Source organism: Vibrio sp. Vb1729 (assembly GCF_033338655.1).
GTDB classification, from domain to species: domain Bacteria; phylum Pseudomonadota; class Gammaproteobacteria; order Enterobacterales; family Vibrionaceae; genus Vibrio; species Vibrio alginolyticus.
In genome coordinates this window covers 46,707-71,485 of sequence record NZ_JAWOTB010000044.1, presented here as the reverse complement: position 1 = coordinate 71,485, position 24,779 = coordinate 46,707, and the positions used below count along the sequence as shown (strand labels likewise).

The following is a 24,779-nucleotide window of genomic DNA, read 5'->3' as shown; positions in this document are numbered from 1 at the left end:
TGTTATGGAACCATTATTGAGCGAATTGATGAGTTTACAAGCATAATTTTTGAGCGAAATGAAAAACAACACAATGTGTCGATTTTATAGAGGCTCGATGAATAGCCGCCTTATGTATTGCTGAAAGGGGAGGATGTAACAAGATATTGTGAATTTAATGTTAATTGTAGTTTTGAGGGGTTCCGTCTCAAACAGAAAGAAAAGCTTCAAAAGTATCACTCTTGAAGCTTATTTTTACCGGTTTTAGCAGTCTCTGGTTTGAATTCCGTACTTTATTTGACCACCTGCTGTTTTCGGATAATAGACTTCTACGTAGCAAAGGTTGAAGATGTCGACAGGCTTATTAGCAAAGCCAATTAAGAAATAGGGTTCATCTTCATCGTCCACTCCGTACCAACGATTGATAGTCAGTTTTGGGTCAAACCCAGCGAGCTCTTTTGCTGGAATCACATTCTTGATATATCCGTAGTAGCCAATCAGATCGTTGACGCCATCGTTATTCAAATCAATGTTCATCAGTTCACCAGCGTCGACGTTCTCTTGCGATTGGAGCACCGCTTTTGCATAGACTTGATTGTTGGCTGTCATCAGCGCCTCACGAGCACCATACAAGACAGCAATGCGGGCATCCTTCTGGATACCAAGAAACTTTGGGAGCGCAACGACACTTACCACCCCAAGAATGATGATACAAACCACCAATTCTATCAGTGTAAAACCTTTGGTATTACGCACAGCCAACCTCCGAATATGTATTTTTATAGTCTGCTATTCTGGAGCAAAATTATGGCTGGAAAGGTATTGAAAAAGAATGAAGTTATGCGATGAATGATTCGGTTCTAATATATAAAACAAGTTGCTTAAAATTGCGTTCGGAATTTATTCAATATCACACAAAAAGTAAGTGTAATCTCAATAAGAAAAAGCCCCAATCCTATAAAGATATGGGGCTTTAAATCATCGCTTTATGAGGTGCTTGTGGCTGCGTGTGAGCCTTGTTTGAAAACAAAACGCCAAATGAAAAGAACCACGGCTATGTAAGCTAGACCAACGCCAAGTGCTTGCCAGTGCATGCCGCTATACATCGCGATTGGCATCAAAGAGATGATGAAGATGTCAGTGATTGAGCCAGGGACATAAGCGATGGCGTAATCATCAAGCACCTTGCTACGCATTTTTGGATCAACAATACGAAGCAACGCAATACCCATGGCAACCGTACCGGTTAACCAACCCCAAGAGAAGATGCCTTTCTCGAACCAATCTTCTCCCATGATACGTGGGGCAACCCAGAAGATTAGCCATAGTGTGAAGGCGATACCGCCGATTGCAAGCACTACCATCGGCATTAAATACTGGGCTAGGACGGTAATCTTGATGGCTGAGATACCAAAGATAATCAAATAATCGGTACTGATGCCCGCAGCGTGTTTGAATGCACCGTCACAAAGATAGCGTGAAGCTTTCGTTTGTTTCGCGACGATTCGCACGAGCATGCCGCCAAGGAAGCCAGTTACAAACGTAGGGATTTGTACCTTATCGTGGAAAGAAGATAAGTAGTTAGCCGCTACATACGAGAAAGCTGTTACCACTACAACCAACGCCGCGTGAATCGCAAAAGAATCAACCGACAGGGAAGACATGGTGTCTTTCATTACCGGCTCTTGATCATCAGGCTTAACGAGCCCCTTGCGTTCGTGTTCATCCATGCTATCGAATGTCGTAAAGCTACGAATCCAACCCATCTTCAATGCGAATTGCAGCATGAGCATGCCGACAGAAATTGAAATGAAAATACCCACGGTTGCGAACGTTAAGCCAAGTGTGAAGCCATCTTCCCAGCCAAGCCCCGTGAAGATTTCACCAACAACAGAGGCAGACCCGTGACCACCCATAAAGCCCGCAGACATTGTCACACCAAAGCCGGGATTAATCTCTGGCCAGAAGAAGGTTGTGAGAACTAGACCAAACATTGCCGCAAACAACCACTGAGAAACAGAAGCGATTTGGTTAAACGCCCACAATGAGCCAGCACGCTGTGCGACGGTTTTAGGTGATGGAACATCCGTTGCCAGACCTAACGCAGAAAAAAGTGCAGCAGTTAATAGGCTTGCGTTAGCGGTAAACGTATCGGTCCAAGGCAGTACGTCTAACAGGGCTGGTCCAAAAATTAGACCGAATAATCCTGCGAGAACCGCCGATGGAATGTACATACGCTGTAGTAATGGCGCGTGAACGCGAATGACTTTTGCCAAAATCAATAGTAAGCCAGCGATGGCTAAGTCAGTCAGCATTAGACCTTTAGGCATCTTATCCTCCAGTAAATGCAGTCAAGGGGTAGCGTCCTTGTGACCTACCTTGAATAAAAATCTCTCTCAAGCCAAAAAGTCACATACGTGACTAAAAGCGTTGAGAAATCAATGTCGTTTTCATAAGCAAAGGAATGTGCTTATGCAATTTGAAATGAGTGTAAATGTTGTGATTGCACACGAACAGGAAGAGAAATTAGATTAAATTTCTCGATATTTTTTGATAGTTCACCCAGGAAAGGCGGCAATCCTAGTCACTTTGTCAGAGCAATGCAATTGGTGTGAATCAATAAATTATGCCTAGTTAATGGGTGTCTCTGACTAACAACATGAAAAATAAAGACAATTAACAAGTAATAATATTTGTCATATCGACAATAAAAGTTAATTAAATGGTTAAATTGTCGCCGCTTTATGGGGTGGCGTTATGGATTCACATGAGAAAGAATAAAATCGACCAAGGTACGGTTTTTAAGGGAAAGCTGTTTTGAACGGTAAAGCAGGTGGATAGGTTTTGGCTTGGGAGCATGTTGCTGGAGAATTTCTACCAAGGCATCAGATTGGATTTCCTGTTCAACTAAGATCTTTGGTTGCAGAAGAACACCAGAGCCTTTTAACGCGGCAAACTTAAGTACATCGCCATTATTAGACGTTAATCGGGTGTTGCTGTTTCCAAAGGTATTAGATGGCATGTTCACCACTTGTTGGCTTTCTCCTTGGTGATACTGAAACCCCAAACAATGATGATGTTCAAGGTCATCAAGCGATTGGATAGGGGCATGTTGCTCAAGGTAAGAGGGTGAGGCGCAATAAGTCATGTGGTATTCACCCAATTTTCTCGCGACTAACGACGAATCGACCAATTCACCGATTCGAATAATCACGTCAGCTTCACTTCGGTATGGGTCAATCAAACTGTTATCCAACATCAGCTCGACGTTCAGTTCGGGAAATTCTGCTAAGAAGTCAGCCACGATGGGCGCGATCACCTTTTTGCCATACGTGACAGGGCAATTAATTTTCACTGTTCCGGTTGGACGGTTAATCAGCGTCTGGATCAGGTTCTCTGCGTTGGTGATGTCTTCAATAATGCGGTGGCACTCTTGGTAGTAGAGTCTGCCAGCTTCGGTCAGGGACTGTTTACGCGTGGTGCGATGAATCAGCTGTGTACCTAAGCTTTGCTCAAGAAAGCTCACGTGCTTGCCAACCATAGTCGGTGAAAGATCAAAGTGGTGTGCAGCATTACGAAAGCTGCCGTGTTCGACCACGTAAGCGAAAACTTTCATGCTTGTTAATTTATCCATTGCACACCCAGAGTTGATAAAGAAATAACTAAAGCAGAGTTTATCAATCAAACGAGGTTAATTACAGTGGGCGTATGATTAAGAATGGAGAAAGAGATCCATCATGAATGATACGATTTTTGTTACCGCCGAACTGAAAATGAATGCCGATAAGCCAAGACAACAAGTAGTTGAAGCCATTGAACAATTTTGCCTTGATATGCAAAGCGAAGCGAGGTGCTTGCAAGCGAATGCGACCTACGATTCTAAAGATCCACAACGTGTGATTCTTTGGGAGCGATATGAAAACCGCGCCGCGATTGAAGCGCATTTTGCTATGCCGCATACACAAGCGTTTATAGCGGCTGAAATGGCAGAGTTAGTTCAAGCATTCGAAACCCAAGCTCAATAGGAGACGTGAACATGAAATGGGGCATTTTAGGCACAAGCTTTATCTCAGGAGTCATGGCTGAGGCAATCCAAGGCGATGACAAGAGTGAACTGTACGCGGTTGCTGGGCGTTCGGAGCAGAACTTACAGGCATTCGCTGAGCAATATGGCATCGAGAATACGTTCAACGATTACGATGCGTTGATTGCTGATGAGCAAGTCGACATTATTTATATCGCATTGCCAAATCACCTTCATCATGACTTTATCGTCAAAGCGGCTGAGCAGGGCAAAGCGATCCTGTGTGAAAAGTCACTTTCGGTAGATATGGAAAAAACCGAGCTGGCACTTCAAGCAGTAGAAGCGCACAAGGTATTCTTTGCTGAAGGCTTAATGTATTTACATCACCCGTTGATCCGCGAGTTGGTTTCGGTGCTGAAATCGGGAGAGATTGGTGAGCTTCGCTCGATCCATACTTCTTATATCGCGTCGATTGCGCAGTTTGTTAATCCAGACAGTAAAGGTGCTTTGTATAATTTAGGTTGTTACCCAATGTCATTGGTGCATTTGGTGGTGAAAACCATGTTGGGTCAACAAGCCTTTGGAAACCGCTCTATGACGGCGATTGGTCGAAGAGGCCATGACGGTAATATCTGTGAATCGAGCTTGATGATGCAATTCGGTGAGCAACAAACGGCGAGCGTACACACTGCCGAAGATCACGGATTGAAACACCAATTCACCATTCTGGGTAGCAAAGGCTGTATTACGTTAGATTCAAACCCATGGCTACCAACGCAAGAAAACCAGTTTAGTATGGAAATTTACGAGACGTCGAAGCGTGAAGTGTGTGTTCCGGCAGCCGGGGACGCTTTTTTCTATCAAGTGCGCAATATTCGCCAAGCGGTTGAAGCAGGGCGTACCTCGTTAGAAAACCCTTGTGCAACATGGGACGATTCTCATCGTATTATGCAGCTACTGACTGAGTGGGAATCACTGGCTTCAAAGTAAGTGTGTACTTGAACCAATGAACATAAAAACGGCGCACTAAATACAATATTTGGTGCGCCGTTTTTTATTTTGTGTTCAGTCTGGATTAAATGCGATTATCGCCGGTGCTGAACGCAATGATTTGGCTGATCTCAGACAGGCTTCGACCACTTTCTTGTTGCCATTGAACAAACGCTTTGTTGGCTGCATCGAGCGATTTTTTCGTATCTTTGCCACCTTCAATGATTTTGCAATTGCGCAGGTAAGCCTCGACGTCACTAGACAAGATAAAGGTATCAACGCCCATTTGGCGAAGTGTGTAAGGACCGGTATTGCCACCTAGGCGATTACCGCGTTTCTTCAAATATGCCCATAGGTCGGTGATTTTCTCTTGCGGCCAATCGGCAACCATTTTGCCAAACGAACCGTATTCGATTTTTGCTTCGTGGATCATACGAGCATTAGCAGGAATCGACATGACTTTAGTGAGGTGGCGAATGATGCGTTTGTCGGTTGCTTTGGTTTCCCATTGCTCGTCTGACAGCATCAACAGCGGCTCAATCTTAAATCCGAAGAACACTTCTTCGAAGTTCGGCCATTTGTTGCGAACCACGCTCCACGAAATCCCACTTTGGAATACCTTCATCGAAAAAGCGGCCAGCCAACGGTCGTCGGGAATCGCTGCCAATTCCTCTTTGCTTAGTGGATGAGATAAAAGCGCTTCAAGTTGATCTTCACCACCTTTACGCTCGGCAGCGCGCTGATAAATCGCGTCAAATTTTTCGATACTCATAAAAGAAGTTAGTCCTAGTTTATGTCGATATTTGCGAAACATACTACGCTTAAGTGGCTGAATCGTAAATTGATGGAGTGTCACAAATGAAGAAGGTCACATTAACGTTTGTCGGGGAAGGTTCGGATCGTATTGCGGAAAAATTCTATGCGTGGATGACGGACGGTGGGTTAGAAGACAGCATGATTGAGAATTTATCTGACCGTGAAATCTCAGTGGTCGGCATCAGTGATATGGATAATGAAACGCGTGATGTGGTAATCAATACGGAAATGAACTAACGAGTCGACTATCGTCAGCTATTAGAACCAGATAAAACAAAGCCCTTCACGAGAAGGGCTTTGTTGCTTTTATGAGCATGGGAGCTTAGTTATTTACCAGCGTCAGGCCGCTTGGGAGTGCATCACCGAAGATACGCTTCGATTCGCTCTCAGATAGCTCTTTGACTTCTTCAACCAGTGATACCCAAGATTCAGGTACCTTACTTTGCTTCAACTTAGCCAGTACCTGTTCACGGTAGTCGTCTGAGATATCGAATAGGCGGTCGCCCGTCTTACGACAAATCATCACGGCTGCGAACGCGATCATTGGTTCTTTCTGCCAGTTCTGCTCTAACAGCTTAGGCAACCATTGTTCCGCTTGTTCACGAGGAACGACGTTATGCTGACTGCCATACAAAGGCGTACGTGATGCCAAGCGACCCATTGCCCACCAGTGTGCTTGTTCGAACTGGTTATGGTTGATGGCTTTACTCAAGAACCACGTAGCCAATAGAACTTTGTCTTCGACTTCTAGATGCTCTAGAGAGGCAGACAAGCGAACCATCGACTCGTAACCCATGTCTTGCGCTGCTTTGGCGGATTGTGGGTTTTTCATCGCGCCAGGGTGTAGGTATTTCGCGATGTCCGCCAAGATAGTCTCTTGTTGCTCTTGGCTTAGACCGCCTGCGATACGACGCCAGAATACCCACCAGTCAGTCCAACCTTGATGGTTCTTAAACTGAATGTTTTGCTGGTAGAGACCCCAAACTTGTTCAATGCGCCATGAGTCGGTTGGATCGCCAAAGCCCGGACGCAGTGCAAAACCTGCCAAACGAAGCCAGTTTTTCTCGTGTTGTTCAGAACGACGGCGACGCTTACGACCTTGTGCAAAGGTATCGAACAGTTGACGTAGGGTAGTGAAATCCCATTCATCACGTTTGCCCAGTTTCTTCTCAAGATCTTTGGCTAAGGTTTTGATCTCTTTACTTTCCGCGCTTTTCTTATTACCGCTGTAAAGGCGAGCGACCAGCTCCTTACATTCGTTCAGTTTAGGGTGAAGCTTAACTTGCTCGCTGTCATCGGTTTGCTTGTTACGAACTTCGAATTCTAGCTCCCAACGTTTGCTATCGTCTTCTGCGCTGACACATTCCATCTTAAGTGTGCCGACTTCAGTCAACTGACATGCCAGTTGTACTTCTACACGCTCTTTCTGGTTGGCTTGCAGTTCGGCACCTCCACCTTCAAGGGTGGTGATATAAGGCGGCAAAGGAGCAAACAAGTCCGGATCAACGTCAACCATCACACCGTTTTGAATGGCGGTGTTATTGGTTAAGGTGTCGTGGGTAGAAGTCAGCAGGTTAAAGCGAACGGGCTCACCTAGGGTAAGCGAGAAACGACGACCACTTAAGCGGATTTCGTGACCTTCTTCTGTACCTTTTGCAAGCAAACAAAGCGCTTTGCCCATCTTGTTTTTCTCTTGAAGGTGCAAGAAGTAAGAACGCGCTGCACCACCACCAATTTTTAGCTGTGCACCACGACGTGCTTTACCAAACGCAACAGCACCTAGTGCAACAGACCAATCTGGATGTGGGTTGTCTAATACCGTAACCGGAGCGCCGCGCCAATCGGACAGTAGGGTAGTGACACGCTCAGTCACAAGTTCACTATTGAACACACCACCGTTAAGTAGCAAACCTACCGGAATTGCATTTTGTTTGTCGTCTTCAATGCCAAGAGCGGCACGAGCAACTTGTTGGTGCTGAGTTAAGAACTCGGCAACGTGCTTGCTCACTGCTGGGTCAGCAACGTATGGAAGACCAAACTCGACAACCGCGCTGCGGCGTTTGTCTGGTACTTCACTGAAATCAGAAAGTGGGAAGAAGCCATCCAAAGCGATTTGGTGCACTTCTTGTTTGCTCAGCCCAATACTCTTTGTTCCGCCAAGAAGTTTTGAGCCACTGCCTAGCATGGTGATTTTTACTCCTTCAGGTGCACTCGCTGAAAGTAGGTTTTCTTTCGCCTTGCGAGTTTGCTGAATCAACTTAGTCAGGCTTGCGGCAGTGAGCTTCTTACTTTGGTTGAAGCGGCTTTCTGCAAGGTGTGCTAATGCTAAATCGAGGTTATCACCACCAAGCATCAAGTGCTCGCCAACACCAATACGATCAAGGGCTAGTTCATCTTGAGAAGAGAAACTGGCTTCAATCAAGCTCAAGTCGGTGGTACCACCACCCACATCGCACACTAGGATCAGTGGCAACTCTTTGAGCTCATCAGCTGCGGTTTGCTGGTGACGCGCGTACCAGTCGTAGCATACGGCTTGTGGCTCTTCTAGCAGGACGATTTTCTTTAAACCAGCCAGCTGTGCAGCTTCAAGCGTGAGTTTACGAGCGGTTTCATCGAACGACGCTGGAACGGTCACAACCACATCTTGGTCTTCTAACTTATTGCTAGGATGACGGTAGTTCCATGCTTGGCGAATGTGGTTGAGGTAGCTTGCGCTGGCAATGACGGGAGATACTTTATCTACATCTTGTGCACCAGCCCAAGGAAGAATGTCTGAGCTACGATCCACTGCTTGGTGCGATAGCCAGCTTTTAGCACTGGATACCTGACGTCCTTCCACCTTAGCGCCTAATTCACGAGCCCATTCACCCACGATCACATTACTAATGTCGCCAGATACAGGTTCGTTTTCCCAAGGAAGTGTTAGGTCAGAAGGGGAGATTTGACCAACCGCTGGGTGATAGCGAAAAGAGGGCAGCAATGGTTTACGAACCACTTCACCCGGACCAATCAATTGGTCGATGTCGAATAGGGATACTTCGGATTGTTCAAGGTTGTCGGTGATTTCACAATACGCCACCACAGTGTTTGTGGTGCCAAGGTCAATACCAACAAGAAAACGAGGAGATGCCATACAAACCTTCGTGTATTTAAAAACGGCACCCGATTGGATGCCGTTTGATTTCTATTTATTCTTCTTCGTTTGAGTTGCTTTTCGCGTCTTCGCGCACATCGAACTCAACATGCCATTTTTGACCGTTATCAGCGGCAATGGCTTCTAAGTAAAGCGTACCAAGCTCTGTGACGCGAGAGGCTAGGGTTACTGGAACCACTTCACCTTCACGACGACCTTCAGATACAGGCAGCGTTACTTGGATTTCTGGAAGCTCTTCAAGCTCTTCTGGTGCCCAGTAGTCTAGGTGAGTACCTGCTAGGTCATCACGACGAACGGTTGAGCCGAAGAATTGGAAGTTAACCGGTTGACCAATGATCAAACCAAACTCTTGGCTTGGTACGTCAACGCTTGAACCTTCTTCCATACCAAATGGTGCAACACAAAGTGCTTCCATTGGAGGCGCCATGCCCGGAATCGCTGGCATCGCACTTTCGATACCCACATAGTACGCCGAAGCAATACCACCACGGATACGAACGCCTTGTCCACGACGTACAGAGCCGTAGTAAGCCGCACCGCTAGCAACCGCAAGGTCTAGATCTACACCTGTTAGGCGTTTTGCCATTTCAGCATCTGCTTCAATTAGCCATTCGTTGATCGTGTCTTCTAGACGAGTTGCTAGAAGTTTCGATTTCAGAACACCACCGTTGAATAGGATTGCGGTTGGCTTGATGAAGTCAGCTGATTGCGCTGCATCCGCACCTGGCATACCAGGCATGTTAGCGAATGGATTGAAATCTTGAGCTGCTGCTTCTGCGCCATTTCCTGAAGCAGAAAGGGCATTAGCTTGCTTAGACAAGAATGCAGCAATGTGACGAGTGATGCCTGCATCTTGTGCGTAAGGCAGACCCATTTGCGTTAGTGCACCACGGTTACGTTGAACAGGGTGGTCAGTAATCGCAACTTGAGGGAAGAAGCCGTCAACCAGTGTTTGTTGTACTTCTTCTTGAGTCAGTTCTGTTTTCAGCGTTGCGCCAAGCAGTTTAGAACCACGGCTTGGTACTACGATTGGCACTGACTGAAGTTCGCTGTCGTTCAATAGCGCTTCTTTCGCGTCACGACATGCGTGCGTCATCGCCTGAACTTGCCATGGCTGTAGCTCTTTGCCTTCTTGCGCTAGCTTCATCTTCAAGCGGTACGCAAGTGCAAGATCCATGTTGTCACCGCCAAGTAGGATGTGTTCACCTACCGCGATGCGGTTCAGAGTTAGGTTGCCATTGTCTTCAGTTACTTCAACCAAAGAAAGGTCGGTTGTACCACCACCGATATCGACCACAAGCACGATGTCGCCAACTTCAACTTCGTCGCGCCATTTGTCGTCGCTGTTATCGATCCAGTTGTAAAGCGCAGCTTGTGGCTCTTCTAGAAGCGTTAGGTGCACAAAACCAACGTTGCGTGCTGCTTCTGCTGTTAGATCGCGAGCAGCAGGGTCAAAAGAAGCAGGAACTGTAATAGTTACGTCTTGATCGGCAAGGTTGTGATTTGGATTGGTGTGATTCCAAGCGTCTTTTAGGTGCTCTAGGTAAAGCTCTGTCGCACGAAGAGGGGATACTTTTTCCACTTCTTCTGGGCTACCTGCTGGTAGGAAAGCATCACGACGGTTAACACCAGCGTGGCAAAGCCAAGATTTCGCACTTGCAACAAGGCGAATCGGTGTTTTTGAACCTAGGTTACGTGCAATAGCACCAACTAGAGCTTTTGGCTCGCTCGACCACGGAAGAACGCGTGATTGCGGGTTCATTTCGTGTTCGTGTGGTTGGTAAAGGAAAGAGCCTAATTGGCTACGAGTCTCTACCGTACCCGGCGCAGTTAACTGCGGGATTGGCATCACTTCAACGCGAGCGTCTTCGTTGTGTGTATCAACAAAAGACATGACACAGTGTGTTGTACCTAAGTCGATACCAACACTGAATTTAGGTGTCTGTTGAGTTTCAACAGACGCTTCTTGAGAATGGTTTTCTTGGTTCATGTGTTCCATTACAGCTCAACCTCAGCTGGAGCGATCACAGAAGCATCGTAGTTCTCAGCCAGTTTAGGCAACGTCATTGATGTTGCTTTCCAGCCTTTGTGAACTAGCGTGCCGTTGAATGGCGCGCTGCCTGTTACGTTGCCAGTTAGGCGGATTTCTTGTGGGTTGAAGCCTTCTTCAACCGTAATGCGAGTTTCTTCGTCTTCGTTACGAACGTGCGCTAGCGTCACGTAGTCGTTCAGTACTTTCTGACCGCCAGTGTGGATTACGCGAGCGGCTGCGCCTACTTCTTCATCAGAGAATGACGTTAGGTCTTCTTTTAGGAAGTCAATCAGGCGAGCTTCTTGTTGCATGATAGAAAGCAGCTGCATTGCAGAGTCTGTTGATGCGGTTGCAAGTTTTGATTCAACTTCTACAACACGCTCTACGACTTTCTCTACTTCCACTACTTTTTCTACTTCAACGATCTTCTCAACTGGTTTCTCAACCTCGACGATTTTCTCGACTGGTTTTTCTACCACTTTCTCGACCACTTTTGATTTGCGCGACACTGCAACTAGAAGAAGCAAAACGCTCGATGCGGTTAGGCCAGCGTGAAGCATATCGAACGTTTGAGGAATTAGGTTCAAATCAATGTTCATGACGTTTTTTCTCTTTCTATTGATTTATTGGTGCTCAGTATTGGCTCATATTTGTTCACTAAAACGATCGTCTTTGCGATCTTGCACCAAGTTTAGACATTAAAATGATGACGGATGGTAGCATATTCAAGGCTTAAGGCTGTAATAATTCGTGACTATACCGTACGAACAGCGTGAAAAATCGACGATCAGACTCCCCAATATAGGTTGTTGCTTGATGTTTGTGCATTGCTAACGCAGTATTTCAATAGATCCCGAAGTTTAACTTACGGAAGTATCAAAAATTACGATATGACACAAAGCACCGCTCATAAGAGCTTTATAAAACGACATTCAGACTCTATTTTAGCTTTTTTGGCGACTTTATGTGTCACTGCTGGTGTAGTTGGTGCTGCTTATACAATGCAGCAACGGTATACACAGACGACGTTTGATACTTTAGCCGACCGACAAGCAGAATCACTTAAAGCAAACGTCGAGAATGATCTAAAGTTCATTGGTGCGGGCGCAAACTTTTTCCATTCGATTGAGCGAAGCTATTGGCCATCGTTTCCGATGTATGCGGAACAAGTGATTAACAGCTCGCGAAGTCTCATTGGACTTCAATGGATGCAAAAGGTCGAATTTGAAGATCTTGATGAACATATTTTAAAGACCCGTCAAAAATTTCCAAACTTCCAACCGTTTACCGTCCCTAAAGATGGTCCCAAAACCTACGGGTACATTTTTGAACACAATGAGCCAATTTTCATCGCGTCGGATATCTACCCAAGAACACCGGAAAACCTTTCTCTATTGGGTTTCTATTTTTCGCGCAAACGCTTCGATTTAATCTTGGATGATATTTCCGAAAATGGGCGAGCGAATGTCTCGGATAAAGTTCGCTTACTGCAAGATGGTTATGACAAGTCCATACCTAAGACTGGGTTGCTGGTGTTCCATCCAGTGTTCGACTTCGAGAACAAATATTTATTAGGAGTAGTGACCGGTGTTATCCGAAGTACGGTTTACTTTGAGGATTTGATTACGAAAACCGCGACGGAGCTCGATATGTCGGTGCGCGTAGAAGATTTGGGATTCGACGCAGCAGATGACCCTGTTCTCTTTCAAAGTGCGAGCTGGGACAACATTCGAGGAACGGTTATAAGCCGGACCATTCAACTGCCTAACCGTGAATGGCGTATTGACTTTAAGCTTTCTGACGCAGTCTCAGCTTGGGAACGTTCTATTTTAGCGGGCACGACACTAGCCGGATTGGTAATCGCCTTTTTGATCAGTTGGATTGTGAATTTACAGTCTCGAGAAAAAGAGCGCTTAGCGGTCATGTTGGAGCTCAAAACCGTTGAATTAAAAAGAATGGCAGAGCGAGACCCTCTAACTCAACTACTGAATCGCCGAGCATTCAACGATCATTTGCTTAATCAGATAAACAAAGGTGTTAACTTCGCCTTGGTTGGTTTTGATATCGACCACTTCAAAGTGATTAATGACAAACACGGCCATTTAGGTGGAGATGAAGCGTTACAACATGTCACTAAGCTGGTCAGTGCTAATTTAAAACCGGGAGATAAGTTTTACCGAGCTGGTGGTGACGAGTTTTGTATTATTTCTAAAGTCATTGATAGAGCAGTGCTAGAAGCTTACCTAGAAAAATTACGGAGTGTTGTGGCAAGTACGGCTTTTGATTATGGTGATGCGTTAATCATCTGTACGTTGAGTATCGGTGCGGTTATCCATAAAGAAGAAGATCCTGAGAGCTTGTATCACAAAATGGATAGTCAACTCTATTTGAGTAAAAAAAACGGCCGTAATAATGTGTCGATCGGCGATTAAATGGGCGCACAAATTCGAGTTTTACGCCGTGTTACGATAGAATCGCACGCTTTAAATTTTTATGTTAGGAACCAAGGCAAACTATGAACCATAACCGTATTGTATGCTTCGATTTAGAAATGTGTTGCTGGAACGAAAATGGCGTCGGCAGCACGGGTGAAATTATCGAAGTGGGGTTAGCTGAAATAGATTTGTCTAAAGGTGAGATAGTCAAGCGTGCTCAATACTACGTGAAACCAGAACACGATGAAGTCTCTCTATTTTGCGCTGAGTTAACGGGCATCACACCACGTAAGATTGAAAAACAAGGACGCCCACTAGAAGAAGTGCTTAAATCCATGGTTAAGAACTTCGGTGGTCGCAACAAAATCTTTGCATCTTGGGGGCGAGATGACCTCATTCTTCTAGAAGAGTGTAAGCAAAAAGGTATTGAAGCACCGTTCACAGAGTTCATCAACTTAGCGACACTCTACCGTATTCAAAATCGTCTTAAAGATAAACGTATAGGCCATCGAGCCGCTCAAGAAGCAAAAGGAATAGACTGGGAAGGGCGTCAACACTCTGGCTATGTAGATGCATATAACTTAGCTAAGCTTGCTTTGACCATGTTTTAGTTATTCGAACCTAGCTAGCTTGTAATTAAATAATCATCCAACCATTGTTGTTTTGTCATGCAGTCTGTTTAGTGTGGAAAGAGCTAAACACATACCTTGACCAGTATTTTAATAACAATGTCGTTGGCTTATTGAAAAACGCGCAGAGTGCGCGTTTTTTTATGGCTACAGAAGCGATATCTGTTGTCATTCTAGGGGTAGCTTAGAGTTAGCCAGCGACTTATATACTCATCTCGTCACTTTACTGAGACTGTAACTTCGCTCGAATGAACTCGCTGTGATCAACATAGAGTAGCTCTGCTGTTTTACGGATCACCGCGTCTTCTAGCGGGTCAATTTCGCCGTCTGCGTAAGCGACTTCCCACATGCTTTTGATTAAGTTGTAACGAGTTTCTTGAGTCAGTTCTCTTAGTTGAGAGGTAAAGTCGTACAGCGAAGCGGAATCTTTTATTTTCTGTTGCGCTTGCTCTAACAAAGTATTTGATTCCTCTTCATTTAACGAAAGCAGTTTCATCAATAAAGAGCGCTTTGTTTCTTGTTCTCTATCATCGACACTATGGTCTGCGCCAGAAACTTCACAAAGCAAACACGCGATAGCCATGTTAGGGGAAAGTGTGTTGGTTTGGCTTAAATCAGAGCCATCAATGAGTTGTTTAAATAATGATGTGAGAGAATTAAACATAATGAACACCGAGCTATTGTTTATTTGGTTAACATGGTAATAAATACGGAAGATCTCAAGGTGCGATACCAAATTTAGCACGCCGTTGACATTTAAGAACGGCCACTTTCTCCCCAAAAAACCTAAACTCCTGAGTTAGTTCAAGGTGACTTGCCTCTTACAAAGGGCAAGTCATTTTGGGATTGATACTCAGCTTTCAGCACGTGTCGGTGGAAAATGAACTTCGTCACCATCACTCGTCAGAATACTAATTTGACTTGGTTTGCCTTCATCATCAAGACGTAGCTCACCAATGGCACTATGGTTAACCAAGCGATAAAAGTTGTGCGTACTTGGTGCGCGTTTGTAAATCTTGAGTCGTTTACGTTTTGTGAACCAGTTTAAAGGTGAGCGAGGGCTGTATAGCAGTCTATCTAGGCCATCACAAATATTGAGCAGTTGTGTAGGGAACTGATTTTTAATTCCACTACAGGTGATTTGATAGATATTCGGACTGTTTTTTCGATAGCGGAGCTTAATATCGTATGCAAAAGAGTAGTGTACGTCGCCAGAGAGAATAACAAAGTTAGTTGGTGTCTTTGTGTGTGTGAAAATACTAATAAGAGTATTCGCACTTCCGGGGTGAGCCATCCAGTTTTCAGCATCAACCATCAATGGTTTACCAAGCATGGTCACCACACGTTGTAGTGCTTCGATAAATTTCACACCAAACATTGGCGCGGCAGAAACAATAACAACCTTGTCTTGATGCACGAGCTCCTGATGGAACTCAATCATCGCTTCCCAGTCCATTAAGCCAGAAGGTTTGTTCATTTTAGACTCAGAACGCCAGCGTCTGGTTCGTGTATCTAGCACGACAACTTTTGGTGTCGTAGGAATGGTGTAGTGCCAATTCTCAAAGCGATACAAATATTGAATAAATGCATCTTGGGTTTGCGAGGTTCGCTCATCGATAAAGCGTTGAGCGAGGCTCATAAATTCATCATTGAATTTTTCTGGCGCATTTCCCCAACCTTGGCAAAGCCAGTAAGCAATCAAGCTATTACCGATAATGCGTTTTGCAAACGTGTTGCTGTATGCGGCTTGTTCCCAGCCTATGGTGAGATTCCAATCGTCGGTGACATCGTGATCATCAAAAATCATATAGGTTGGAATGTGAGCGAGTAAGCGTTGAACCTTGTCCAGACCTGCGACGAATTTATCAATTTGTTTTTTTTCTTCGCGCCATTGCTGCTGCCATTTGGGTTCAAGAACTTCTCCGCCGACAGTAAATTCGTTTTCTAATAAACGATCCGTTCGAACAAGCTTCCACAAGGTCGGAGACCAAACCAATAAGTACATTGCAAAGCACTCAGCAAAGCTTATTAGGTGATTCTCACACTCTTTGGCGCTGAATATTGGTGTCCCTCGGTGTGGAAAAAACTTACTTAGTAAACTGTCATCACTCACATAATGAGGCAACAATTTATCTCGACCATAATAGCAAGCAGGGTGTTGGTAGAGGTCATTGGTATTTTTTATCGGAGCTTGATCGAATTCTTCGCCTGGCAAACCCAATAAAGCTATGACTTGCTCAATGGCATCGAGAGTGGGGCCTGCAACATGGTCTGCATAGATTTGATCACCACTCATGATGAGCATATCTGGTCTTTCTTCAATGGATTGAGACGCGATTTTATGATCCGCAGCGACCAATGTATCATCACTGAAGTGATGGGGATTACGGCAAGAGCCATGTAAGAGATAATCCGCTTTTTCACTAACGAGGAACTCAATACCCAAGTTTGGCGTATTATCTCGCTCATAAGTCAGGTGAGGGAGCAGTTCCGTCACTAAGCCATATTGCGTTTTTATTTGATAGCGTAACGCTTGATGGGTTGGAAACTCGCCTTCTAATTTAAGTAAGCAACACCACGCATTGAGGCCGATTTGAAGCTGTTCTTTTTGTTCACTTAAAGGGGCTTGATAAAGGATGGAGGCATTTTCATCCGTAATTTGCACCATACCCTCCAAGCGTTGGGTGGTGACTAGCCAAATATTGATTTCAGTTGCGGTCACTTTACGTAGGATCGGACCTGCAACGACAAGAGGAAGTGAAGAAATTTCAGTCGTGTTCATCAATGCTGGCAAAACGGCTCCTTATGTGTCAGCTTCTTCTTCTAATATTTCGATAACTTGCGAGCTACTAAGTTCATGTCCCATAAGGAACAAACCAAGCATCGCATCGGCTTTTGACGCGTTATCACTGTCTTCATCCAAAATTTGCTGAAGCCGAGTTCTAATTAGGTCGATTTCGTGTTCGACGAAGCCACGCCCTTCTTCGTCACCTTGACCATCTTCTGGTGCATTATCAAAGTGCAAAAACAACATGTCACCATCGAGTTGAGTCCCTATCAACCTCTCTGGCAGCCATGCTTCTCCCATCACAATGTCTGGGTCTGTGTCTGCGGGTAAATGATTCAAGGTAGAGATGAGTTCTGATGCTTTCACTTTTTACTTCATTATGTTTGATTTAGAACTAAGCTAGAGTTTAAGCGCTTGTTGTAATGGTAAAATATTCGCAAACAAGCTCACCTAGTCGTGCAATATTAATATGATCTTGGGACTCAAACTGTCACGAGGATGACAACATTTGCCATTGTAACGGCTATCATCAGCAGAACATAAGCTTTTAATGGCAAATCATTGATGTTTGCCTGCTTCTCAACCAACATTTTTCGAACTCATGAAGAGATTAATTCTAACAACACTCGCTTTTCCTTTAGCTGCGGCAGTTTCTTCTGCGCATGGTGCAGACGAACAAACGTGGGGGATTGCTGCGATGTATCGCACAGCATCGATTCCGTTTTACACCGCCGATAATGACTCTACGGTGAGTACATTTGTACCAATGATGTTCTTTGAAAACGAACATGTGTATATCAATGGCATTGAAGGTGGCGCTTTTTTGTATAACGAGAGTGATTCCGACTGGCGCGCGAGCGCACTCATGCGATTGAGATTTGTCGATATTCCCATGTCGCTACAAAATGCTAATGAAGGGGACAGAGTCGATTTCGGAGGGCAAGTGCGTTATAGCATTAACGACAATTGGCGCGCAGAAGTAGAGTTGATGACGGACGACGAACTCCAGTTTCACTCTAATTACCGCCTTGCTGCCAATTATGTATTTGGGGATTGGGAATTAGAGCCATCGATTACGATTCGATACAAAGACGCTGATTTCAATAGTGAATATTATTCCTTTAAGGATATTACTGGCGAGAGAATTGGAGCTGGACTTGACACCAATCTTGGTATTAAAGCGCGTTACCATGTAACTTCAAATTTGTATTTACTGGGTGAGACGAGTGTTACTCGCTTAGATGATAACGCCTACAACAGTCAGCTTGTAGAAGATCGATATCAGGGAGAAGTGTTTGTCGGTTTTGGCTTTTTCAACGATAAAAGCAAAGTTCCGAAACCGACACTGAGCAATAAAGCATATCTACGTATTGCGCATGGTTGGGCGACGCCTTCGAACATCGGTGAAATATTTAGCTTTGAGAGAGAAAAAGACCCATACGACAATCAACTTACTTCATTGTTTTATGGGCATCCATTAACGGATGAGCTGTTTGGTTTTCCTCTTGATATTTATTTAACGCCAGGGTTGGTTCATCACTGGTCGTCCAGTGTTCAGTCTGCGAGCACAGAATACGTCATGGCGATTAAGGCTTATTATACGGTTAATTGGCCTACGACTTGGCGATTTGGTGTAGCGGAAGGTGTGTCATACATTGATAGCATTACCTATATTGAAGGCACAGAAATGGAAGACAAGGGTTATACACCAAGCAAGTTGCTCAACTACCTAGATTTCTCGTTTGATGTCAATGTAGGCGATCTCTTCAACCAAAAGAGCTGGAACAATATGTGGGTGGGCTATTCATTGCATCACCGCTCGGCGATTTTTGAAAGCGCTTCCCAGTTTGGGCGAATTAAAGGTGGGAGCAACTACAATACTATTTATTTCCAGTTCGAGTTTTAGCGCATCGCGAGATGCATATAGGTCGGATTTGCAACTGACTTATTTATCGCCCATTATGAGTAATGATGAATAATACTATGCTGCTTTCAACGAGAAATTTCGTATATCGTGCCAGAGTTAAGGCTGTTTGTGATGCATCTGATGAATCGGATGGCATAAGCACCATGAGTATCGACTCCTCATTCAATCTTCAAATTGAAGCGATAAATTGTACCAACGCTGAATTTGCCAAACGCTTTTTTGCCATTCACGGAGAAGGGCACTTGGAGGGCGATGAATGGTTGGTGTTGTACGTCAACTCTCTTGACGTTAAGGCGGGAGACAATATAGAAATCCGTAGCGATGTCGCGTTTAATGCGATGATCGAGAATATGATAAGCGAAGCTGAGCGGTCTTTAGAAAAAGTCTACCTCGATGCAATACGCAACTTGGAGAAAGTGAATCGTTTTTGACGATGTTAGAGACCCTATAAATACGATCAAGGCATCAGGATCCAAAAAGGGATTGGCGCGAACCAATCCCTTTTGTATTCTGGTTTATTCTAACTTACGCCATTGTTGCAAGTTGGCTTTGCGCTTCTGAAATGCCTTTTGCAGCCGCATCTTCACCCATGTTTAGCGCTTCTGCGTAAACAAATTCCACATCAGTGATTCCTACAAAACCCAGCACAGTGCGTAGGTATGGCGTAACGTTGTCAGTTGGTGAATCTTTATGAATACCACCACGAGTCGTTATTACAATCGCCTTTTTACCTTCAATCAAACCTTGAACGCCGTTTTCTGTGTATTTGAATGTCACGCCTGCACGAGCAATCAAATCAATCCAGTTTTTAAGCTGAGTCGGGATGGTGAAGTTGTACATTGGAGCGGCAATAACCAAAGTGTCTGCGGCCTTTACTTCTTCAATAAGGGTGTCAGACAAGTCGACCACCGCTTGCTGTTCTTGTGAAAGATCTTCCGTAGCGCGCAGTGCAGTCGCAACGGCGAAGTCCAAAACAGGTAGAGGGTTTGCAGCCAAATCACGAACAGTAAGCTTGTCTTGGTCTACATTTTTGATGAAGTTTTCAACCAATTTGTTTGATTGAGAGTAATCGCCAAGGATGCTTGATTTTAGAGCTAGTACACGAGACATAATGGTTATTCCTTAAATAAGTGCTTTCGACTATGGGAGCCATTATAAGCAACGTAAGTGAGTTCAAAAGCCTAGCGATTCGCTGAACATGTTCGAAAAAATTGAATGAGCTTTCGGTTATCTTGTTACAGATCTTGTGTGATACAATCCGCGCAGTTTTTGTAATGAAAAGAATAGGAAACGCTTTGACTTCGTCACAGCCCCCAAAAAAGAATCTAGCTGAAGAGCAAGTGACACCGTCAAATGGTGCGCAAAAAGCGACAGCGAAACAAGCTCAAACACCTCAGGCTCAAGTGAATAGTGCTGCATCTCTGCGTAAAGCGCTGAATCAGTGCATGATGCGCGACCGTTTCCGCTTGAGTAAACGTATTTCTGGTGCAAGCAAAATTAAGAAGGACGCAGCGCGTAATGCTGTGTTCGACGAAATCGCATTAGACATCGCAAAATCCATGATGGTTGCAGAGCAGCGCAGCAACTACAAACCAACGATTGAATACCCAGAAATCCTGCCTGTAAGCCAAAAACGCGACGATATTGCGAAAGCGATCGAAGAAAACCAAGTGGTTATCGTCGCGGGTGAAACCGGTTCTGGTAAAACCACTCAGCTACCAAAAATCTGTGCTGAGCTTGGTCGCGGTAAATTTGGTCTGATTGGTCATACTCAGCCTCGTCGTCTTGCAGCGCGTTCGGTTGCTAACCGTATTGCCGAAGAGATGGAAACCAAGCTTGGTGAGTTTGTTGGTTACAAGGTTCGATTCAACGATCAGATCTCTGAAAATACCCAAATCAAATTGATGACGGACGGTATCTTGTTGGCTGAAATTCAGCATGACCGTTTCTTGAATCAATACGACACCATCATTATCGATGAAGCGCACGAGCGCAGCCTCAACATCGATTTCATCTTGGGTTACTTGAAAGAGTTGCTGCCACGTCGTCCTGATTTGAAAGTGATCATCACGTCAGCAACCATCGACCCAGAACGCTTCTCAAAACACTTCAACAATGCACCAATCATTGAAGTATCGGGTCGTACTTACCCAGTAGAAACACGTTACCGCCCACTAAGCGGTGATGACGACAACGATCGTGACCAGCTTGAAGGCATCTTCGAAGCGGTAGATGAACTGTGCGATGAAGGTTTAGGTGACATCCTGATTTTCATGAACGGTGAACGTGAAATCCGTGATACCGCAGATGCATTGTCCAAACGTAATCTGAAGAGCACGGAAATTGTGCCGCTTTACGCGCGTTTGTCGGCAGGTGAGCAGAATAAGATTTTCCAACCTCACACTGGTCGCCGAATTGTACTGGCAACCAACGTGGCAGAAACCTCGCTAACTGTTCCGGGCATTAAATACGTTATCGACCCGGGTACGGCGCGTATCAGTCGATACAGTTACCGTACTAAGGTTCAGCGTCTTCCAATCGAGCCAGTTTCTCAGGCGAGTGCGAACCAGCGTAAAGGTCGTTGTGGTCGTGTGGAAGAGGGTATCTGTATTCGTCTGTACTCAGAGGAAGATTTTGAGTCACGCCCAGAGTTTACTGCTCCTGAAATCCTACGTACCAATCTAGCGTCGGTTATCTTGCAAATGACGGCACTTGGTTTGGGTGATATTCAAGCGTTTCCGTTTGTGGAAGCACCGGATAAACGTAACATCCAAGACGGCGTGCGTTTGCTGGAAGAGCTTGGTGCGATTAACTCTGAGGTAAAAGATCCGAAAAAACGCCTGACTTCCATTGGTCGCCAATTAGCGCGTTTGCCAATCGATCCGCGCTTGGCGCGTATGGTATTGGAAGCGCCAAAATATGGTGCGCTTAAAGAAGTGATGATCATCGCAGCTGCCTTGTCGATTCAAGATCCACGCGAGCGTCCTTCCGACAAACAACAATCTTCAGACGATAAACATCGTCGCTTCTTCCATGAAGAGTCGGACTTCCTGACATTTGTGAATTTGTGGGAATACATCCAAAAGCAGCAAAAAGCCTTGTCTAGCAATCAGTTCCGCAAACAGTGTAAGCAAGACTATTTGAACTACTTGCGCGTTCGCGAGTGGCAAGATGTGTACTTCCAAATTCATCAGTCGATGCGTGAGATGGAGTCCAAGCTTAACGACGAGCCCGCTTCTTACCATGGCGTACACAGTGCCATTTTGGTTGGTTTGCTGTCGCACATCGGCATGAAAGACCAAGAAAAGAATGAATATCAAGGCGCTCGTAATGCTCGCTTTCATATCTTCCCAGCGTCGGGGTTATTCAAGAAACAACCTAAATGGATTATGTCAGCCGAGCTGGTGGAAACCTCAAAGCTTTGGGGTCGTATCATCGCAAAGATTCAACCAGAATGGATTGAGCCGTTAGCTAAACACCTTATTAAACGCAGTTACAGCGAACCACACTGGTCGAAGAAACGTGCGGCGGTGATGGCGCACGAGAAAGTCATGCTTTACGGCGTACCAATTGTACCGAAACGCTTGGTCAACTACGGCAGTATCGATTCGACCGTAAGTCGCGAAATCTTCATTCGTAGTGCATTGGTTGAGGGTGAATGGGAAACCAAACACGCGTTCTTTAAGCAAAACCGTAAGCTTCTGCAAGAAGTGGAAGAGCTTGAGCATAAATCTCGTCGTCGAGACATCTTAGTGGATGATGATGAGCTGTTTGATTTCTATGACCAACGTGTTGGTACTGAAGTCGTTTCTGGCAAACACTTCGATACGTGGTGGAAAAAGGCATCTAAAGAAAATCCGGAACTGCTGAACTTTGAAAAAGAGATGCTGTTCAAGGGTGATGCTAGCCATGTGACCGATTTGGATTACCCGAACTTCTGGCATCAAAATGGTTTGAAGCTCAAATTGAGTTACCAATTTGAACCAGGCGATGATAGTGACGGTGTCACAGTGCATTTGCCGTTGCCGATTTTAAACCAAGTTGAACCAGCGGGCTTTGATTGGCAGATCCCAGGTTTACGCCATGAGCTTGTGGTTAGCTTGATTAAATCGTTGCCAAAGACAATTCGTAAGAACTTTGTACCTGCGCCGAACTATGCCGATGCATTCTTAGCACGCGTTACGCCAATGGAAGCGCCGCTGTTAGATTCATTGGAGAAAGAGTTGCGACGCATGACGGGCGTAGAAGTGCTGCGTGAAGACTGGAACTTGGAACAAGTACCTGAGCACTTGAAAGTCACGTTTCGTGCGGTTGATCACCGAAATCGTAAACTGAAGGAAAACAAAGACCTTCATGAACTGAAAGAAAGTTTGAAAGACAAAGTTCAAGAAACGCTTTCCAAAGTTGCGGATGACGATATCGAACAGCAAGGTCTGCATACGTGGAGTTTTGGAGAATTGCCGAAAGTGTATCAACAAAAACGTGGCGGCTACGATGTAAAAGCGTATCCGGCGCTTGTTGATACCAAAGACAGCGTTGAAATCAAACTCTACGAAACGGAGTACGAGCAGATAACGGCAATGCGTGCTGGTCAGCGTCGCCTAATTTTATTGAACGTACCGTCGCCAATTAAATATTTGCACGCCAACTTACCGAACAAATCGAAGCTGGGTCTGTACTTTAATCCATACGGCAAAGTGCTTGATCTGATAGATGACTGCATTGCCTGTGGTGTCGATAAGCTTATTGAAGAGCAGGGTGGTTTAGTTTGGGAGCCAGAGAAGTTCGAAGCGTTGAAAGAACACGTTCGTGCTGAATTGGGTGACACCGTTGTAGAGATTGCTCAACAGGTTGAGACTATTCTGACCACGGCGTTTAGCATCAATAAGAAGCTAAAAGGCAAGATCGACTTCACAATGGCGTTTGCTCTGTCCGATATCAAAGCACAAATTGAAGGCTTGATCTTCAAAGGCTTTGCAACGGAATGTGGCTGGAAACGCTTGCCGGATATTCTTCGCTACATGCGCGCGATAGAGCGTCGTATGGAGAAGTTGCCAATCGATCCAAACAAAGATCGTTTACATATGCTGAAGATTGAATCTGTGACTCAAGACTATAAAGAGTTGCTGAACAAGATCCCGAAAGGTGTGGCCATTCCTGAAAATGTAAAAGAAGTGCGTTGGATGATTGAAGAGCTTCGCGTGAGTTACTTTGCTCAACAATTAGGCACTCCTTATCCTGTTTCTGATAAACGAGTCAAAAACGCGATTGATGCTTGCTAATCAACCAGTAAAATAGTGTCAGATTTGTAATTATCGCTTAAGAAGTTGCTGGTACACTAATTGCTAGTAACTCAATAAGCATTATTTTTTAGTTCTGGGAGGCAATAGTTCGCCTCCCTTTATTTGTAGTACCAACGACTGAGTTATGCAGACGTGGGAATAATAAAGAGTAAAGGTAGATGATGAAAAAAACTCTATTAGCAGTGGCGCTACTTGGCGCATCTTCTGCGGCAATGGCGGATTCTTGGATTTACGGTGGTGCAACAGTAGGTCAGTCTGACTACAAAGGTGAGACGGACACATCATACTCTGTTCACGTTGGTACAGGCATTCTACCTATCATTGGTGTTGAAGCTGGTGTAACACAGCACGGTGAGTTCAACGTAAATGGTCAAGACACTAAGCTAACTTCTTACTACGCAGCACTTAAGCCAAGTATCGACTTCGGTCCGCTACACGTGTACGCAAAAGGTGGTTTCCATCAGTGGGACAAAAAAGTGAAAGGCGGCAAAGACGATGACGATTTGGACCTAATGTACGGTGTGGGTGCTGAGTACTTCATTTTTGGCCCAATGTCTGTTGGTGCTAGCTACATGAACTACACTGCTGGTAAAGACGATATCAGCACGTTCTCTGTTAACGCAACACTACATTTCCTATAAGCGTCAAGCTTTCTAACACCATATGAAACACACCGGCTTTATGCCGGTGTTTTTTTGTCTG

General features: G+C 45.0%; 20 protein-coding genes. 9 read left to right on the top strand and 11 right to left on the bottom strand.

What is annotated here, in order from left to right; genetic code table 11:
- Positions 1-243: 243 nt before the first annotated feature.
- The 3 genes from R7E29_RS17075 to R7E29_RS17065 all read right to left on the bottom strand — a co-directional run bounded on the left by R7E29_RS17075 (position 244) and on the right by R7E29_RS17065 (position 3,613).
- A complete protein-coding gene (locus tag R7E29_RS17075) occupies positions 244-735 on the bottom strand; it encodes a prepilin-type N-terminal cleavage/methylation domain-containing protein (protein ID WP_033006768.1) in 492 nt (163 codons plus the stop codon).
- Positions 736-965: 230 nt separating this feature from the next.
- On the bottom strand, positions 966-2,309 hold the full coding sequence (locus tag R7E29_RS17070) for a sodium/glutamate symporter (RefSeq protein WP_053303097.1): 1,344 nt from the start codon (positions 2,307-2,309) through the stop codon (positions 966-968).
- Between the two features lie 425 nt (positions 2,310-2,734).
- Positions 2,735-3,613 (bottom strand): LysR family transcriptional regulator, encoded by an 879-nt coding sequence (locus tag R7E29_RS17065; protein WP_053303096.1) that lies wholly within the window; start codon positions 3,611-3,613, stop codon positions 2,735-2,737.
- 103 nt (positions 3,614-3,716) lie between these two features.
- On the opposite strand from R7E29_RS17065, the gene R7E29_RS17060 reads away from it, so the two are divergent.
- Together R7E29_RS17060 and R7E29_RS17055 are read left to right on the top strand one after the other, a co-directional pair.
- Positions 3,717-4,004, top strand: a complete 288-nt coding sequence (locus tag R7E29_RS17060) for a putative quinol monooxygenase (protein WP_053303095.1) — start codon at positions 3,717-3,719, stop codon at positions 4,002-4,004.
- A gap of 11 nt (positions 4,005-4,015) precedes the next feature.
- Complete coding sequence (locus tag R7E29_RS17055) at positions 4,016-4,993, top strand: Gfo/Idh/MocA family protein (protein WP_054576908.1); 978 nt, start codon at positions 4,016-4,018, stop codon at positions 4,991-4,993.
- Positions 4,994-5,078: 85 nt separating this feature from the next.
- Here R7E29_RS17055 and R7E29_RS17050 read toward each other — a convergent pair whose 3' ends face one another.
- Positions 5,079-5,765 (bottom strand): DNA-3-methyladenine glycosylase I, encoded by a 687-nt coding sequence (locus R7E29_RS17050; RefSeq protein WP_039842930.1) that lies wholly within the window; start codon positions 5,763-5,765, stop codon positions 5,079-5,081.
- Between the two features lie 86 nt (positions 5,766-5,851).
- Here R7E29_RS17050 and R7E29_RS17045 point away from each other — a divergent pair, with 86 nt between their 5' ends.
- Positions 5,852-6,046, top strand: coding sequence for a hypothetical protein (locus R7E29_RS17045; protein WP_005377692.1), 195 nt, complete (start codon positions 5,852-5,854; stop codon positions 6,044-6,046).
- 85 nt (positions 6,047-6,131) lie between these two features.
- Here the strand turns inward: R7E29_RS17045 and R7E29_RS17040 are convergent, their stop codons facing one another.
- Genes R7E29_RS17040 through R7E29_RS17030 form a run of 3 tightly spaced genes read right to left on the bottom strand, consistent with a single transcriptional unit; the run spans position 6,132 to position 11,594 of the window.
- The gene (locus tag R7E29_RS17040) at positions 6,132-8,942 is read right to left on the bottom strand and encodes an Hsp70 family protein (RefSeq protein ID WP_053303093.1); all 2,811 of its coding nucleotides are present in this window, start codon (positions 8,940-8,942) and stop codon (positions 6,132-6,134) included.
- Positions 8,943-8,997: 55 nt separating this feature from the next.
- Entirely contained in the window at positions 8,998-10,962 is a 1,965-nt protein-coding gene (locus tag R7E29_RS17035; RefSeq protein WP_213906452.1) for an Hsp70 family protein, read from the bottom strand.
- Complete coding sequence (locus R7E29_RS17030) at positions 10,962-11,594, bottom strand: DUF2760 domain-containing protein (RefSeq protein ID WP_017634945.1); 633 nt, start codon at positions 11,592-11,594, stop codon at positions 10,962-10,964. Before R7E29_RS17030 ends, R7E29_RS17035 begins: the two co-directional genes overlap by 1 nt.
- A 291-nt stretch (positions 11,595-11,885) precedes the next feature.
- Between R7E29_RS17030 and R7E29_RS17025 the strand changes: the two genes are divergently transcribed.
- Both R7E29_RS17025 and R7E29_RS17020 read left to right on the top strand, forming a co-directional pair.
- On the top strand, positions 11,886-13,427 hold the full coding sequence (locus R7E29_RS17025; protein WP_213893829.1) for a sensor domain-containing diguanylate cyclase: 1,542 nt from the start codon (positions 11,886-11,888) through the stop codon (positions 13,425-13,427).
- Positions 13,428-13,510: 83 nt separating this feature from the next.
- On the top strand, positions 13,511-14,041 hold the full coding sequence (locus R7E29_RS17020) for a 3'-5' exonuclease (RefSeq protein WP_005377684.1): 531 nt from the start codon (positions 13,511-13,513) through the stop codon (positions 14,039-14,041).
- A 241-nt stretch (positions 14,042-14,282) separates the two neighbouring features.
- Here the strand turns inward: R7E29_RS17020 and R7E29_RS17015 are convergent, their stop codons facing one another.
- From R7E29_RS17015 to R7E29_RS17005, 3 genes are all read right to left on the bottom strand, one after another.
- Entirely contained in the window at positions 14,283-14,723 is a 441-nt protein-coding gene (locus tag R7E29_RS17015; protein ID WP_017820644.1) for a TerB family tellurite resistance protein, read from the bottom strand.
- Positions 14,724-14,912: 189 nt separating this feature from the next.
- Positions 14,913-16,853 (bottom strand): alkaline phosphatase D family protein, encoded by a 1,941-nt coding sequence (locus R7E29_RS17010; protein WP_017634943.1) that lies wholly within the window; start codon positions 16,851-16,853, stop codon positions 14,913-14,915.
- A 9-nt stretch (positions 16,854-16,862) separates the two neighbouring features.
- A complete protein-coding gene (locus R7E29_RS17005; RefSeq protein WP_005377676.1) occupies positions 16,863-17,213 on the bottom strand; it encodes a hypothetical protein in 351 nt (116 codons plus the stop codon).
- A 235-nt stretch (positions 17,214-17,448) separates the two neighbouring features.
- On the opposite strand from R7E29_RS17005, the gene R7E29_RS17000 reads away from it, so the two are divergent.
- On the top strand, positions 17,449-18,753 hold the full coding sequence (locus R7E29_RS17000) for a MipA/OmpV family protein (protein WP_213906450.1): 1,305 nt from the start codon (positions 17,449-17,451) through the stop codon (positions 18,751-18,753).
- A gap of 62 nt (positions 18,754-18,815) precedes the next feature.
- Positions 18,816-19,205 (top strand): hypothetical protein, encoded by a 390-nt coding sequence (locus tag R7E29_RS16995; RefSeq protein WP_228009997.1) that lies wholly within the window; start codon positions 18,816-18,818, stop codon positions 19,203-19,205.
- A 94-nt stretch (positions 19,206-19,299) separates the two neighbouring features.
- Here the strand turns inward: R7E29_RS16995 and R7E29_RS16990 are convergent, their stop codons facing one another.
- On the bottom strand, positions 19,300-19,884 hold the full coding sequence (locus R7E29_RS16990; protein WP_054574130.1) for an FMN-dependent NADH-azoreductase: 585 nt from the start codon (positions 19,882-19,884) through the stop codon (positions 19,300-19,302).
- A 185-nt stretch (positions 19,885-20,069) separates the two neighbouring features.
- Between R7E29_RS16990 and hrpA the strand changes: the two genes are divergently transcribed.
- A complete protein-coding gene (gene hrpA, locus R7E29_RS16985; protein WP_213906449.1) occupies positions 20,070-24,056 on the top strand; it encodes an ATP-dependent RNA helicase HrpA in 3,987 nt (1,328 codons plus the stop codon).
- A gap of 182 nt (positions 24,057-24,238) precedes the next feature.
- Positions 24,239-24,718 carry an outer membrane beta-barrel protein gene (locus R7E29_RS16980; protein ID WP_021033871.1) on the top strand — a complete coding sequence of 160 codons (480 nt, stop codon included), beginning with the start codon at positions 24,239-24,241 and terminating at the stop codon, positions 24,716-24,718.
- Positions 24,719-24,779: the final 61 nt, after the last annotated feature.

Excerpts from the sequence above, each read along its gene's own strand:
- R7E29_RS17070 (WP_053303097.1), bottom strand. The coding sequence starts at position 2,309 with ATGCCTAAAGGTCTAATGCTGACTGACTTAGCCATCGCTGGCTTACTA.
- R7E29_RS17065 (WP_053303096.1), bottom strand. The coding sequence starts at position 3,613 with ATGGATAAATTAACAAGCATGAAAGTTTTCGCTTACGTGGTCGAACAC.
- R7E29_RS17060 (WP_053303095.1), top strand. The coding sequence starts at position 3,717 with ATGAATGATACGATTTTTGTTACCGCCGAACTGAAAATGAATGCCGAT.
- R7E29_RS17055 (WP_054576908.1), top strand. The coding sequence starts at position 4,016 with ATGAAATGGGGCATTTTAGGCACAAGCTTTATCTCAGGAGTCATGGCT.
- R7E29_RS17050 (WP_039842930.1), bottom strand. The coding sequence starts at position 5,765 with ATGAGTATCGAAAAATTTGACGCGATTTATCAGCGCGCTGCCGAGCGT.
- R7E29_RS17045 (WP_005377692.1), top strand. The coding sequence starts at position 5,852 with ATGAAGAAGGTCACATTAACGTTTGTCGGGGAAGGTTCGGATCGTATT.
- R7E29_RS17040 (WP_053303093.1), bottom strand. The coding sequence starts at position 8,942 with ATGGCATCTCCTCGTTTTCTTGTTGGTATTGACCTTGGCACCACAAAC.
- R7E29_RS17035 (WP_213906452.1), bottom strand. The coding sequence starts at position 10,962 with ATGGAACACATGAACCAAGAAAACCATTCTCAAGAAGCGTCTGTTGAA.
- R7E29_RS17030 (WP_017634945.1), bottom strand. The coding sequence starts at position 11,594 with ATGAACATTGATTTGAACCTAATTCCTCAAACGTTCGATATGCTTCAC.
- R7E29_RS17025 (WP_213893829.1), top strand. The coding sequence starts at position 11,886 with ATGACACAAAGCACCGCTCATAAGAGCTTTATAAAACGACATTCAGAC.
- R7E29_RS17020 (WP_005377684.1), top strand. The coding sequence starts at position 13,511 with ATGAACCATAACCGTATTGTATGCTTCGATTTAGAAATGTGTTGCTGG.
- R7E29_RS17015 (WP_017820644.1), bottom strand. The coding sequence starts at position 14,723 with ATGTTTAATTCTCTCACATCATTATTTAAACAACTCATTGATGGCTCT.
- R7E29_RS17000 (WP_213906450.1), top strand. The coding sequence starts at position 17,449 with ATGAAGAGATTAATTCTAACAACACTCGCTTTTCCTTTAGCTGCGGCA.
- R7E29_RS16995 (WP_228009997.1), top strand. The coding sequence starts at position 18,816 with ATGATGAATAATACTATGCTGCTTTCAACGAGAAATTTCGTATATCGT.
- R7E29_RS16990 (WP_054574130.1), bottom strand. The coding sequence starts at position 19,884 with ATGTCTCGTGTACTAGCTCTAAAATCAAGCATCCTTGGCGATTACTCT.
- R7E29_RS16980 (WP_021033871.1), top strand. The coding sequence starts at position 24,239 with ATGAAAAAAACTCTATTAGCAGTGGCGCTACTTGGCGCATCTTCTGCG.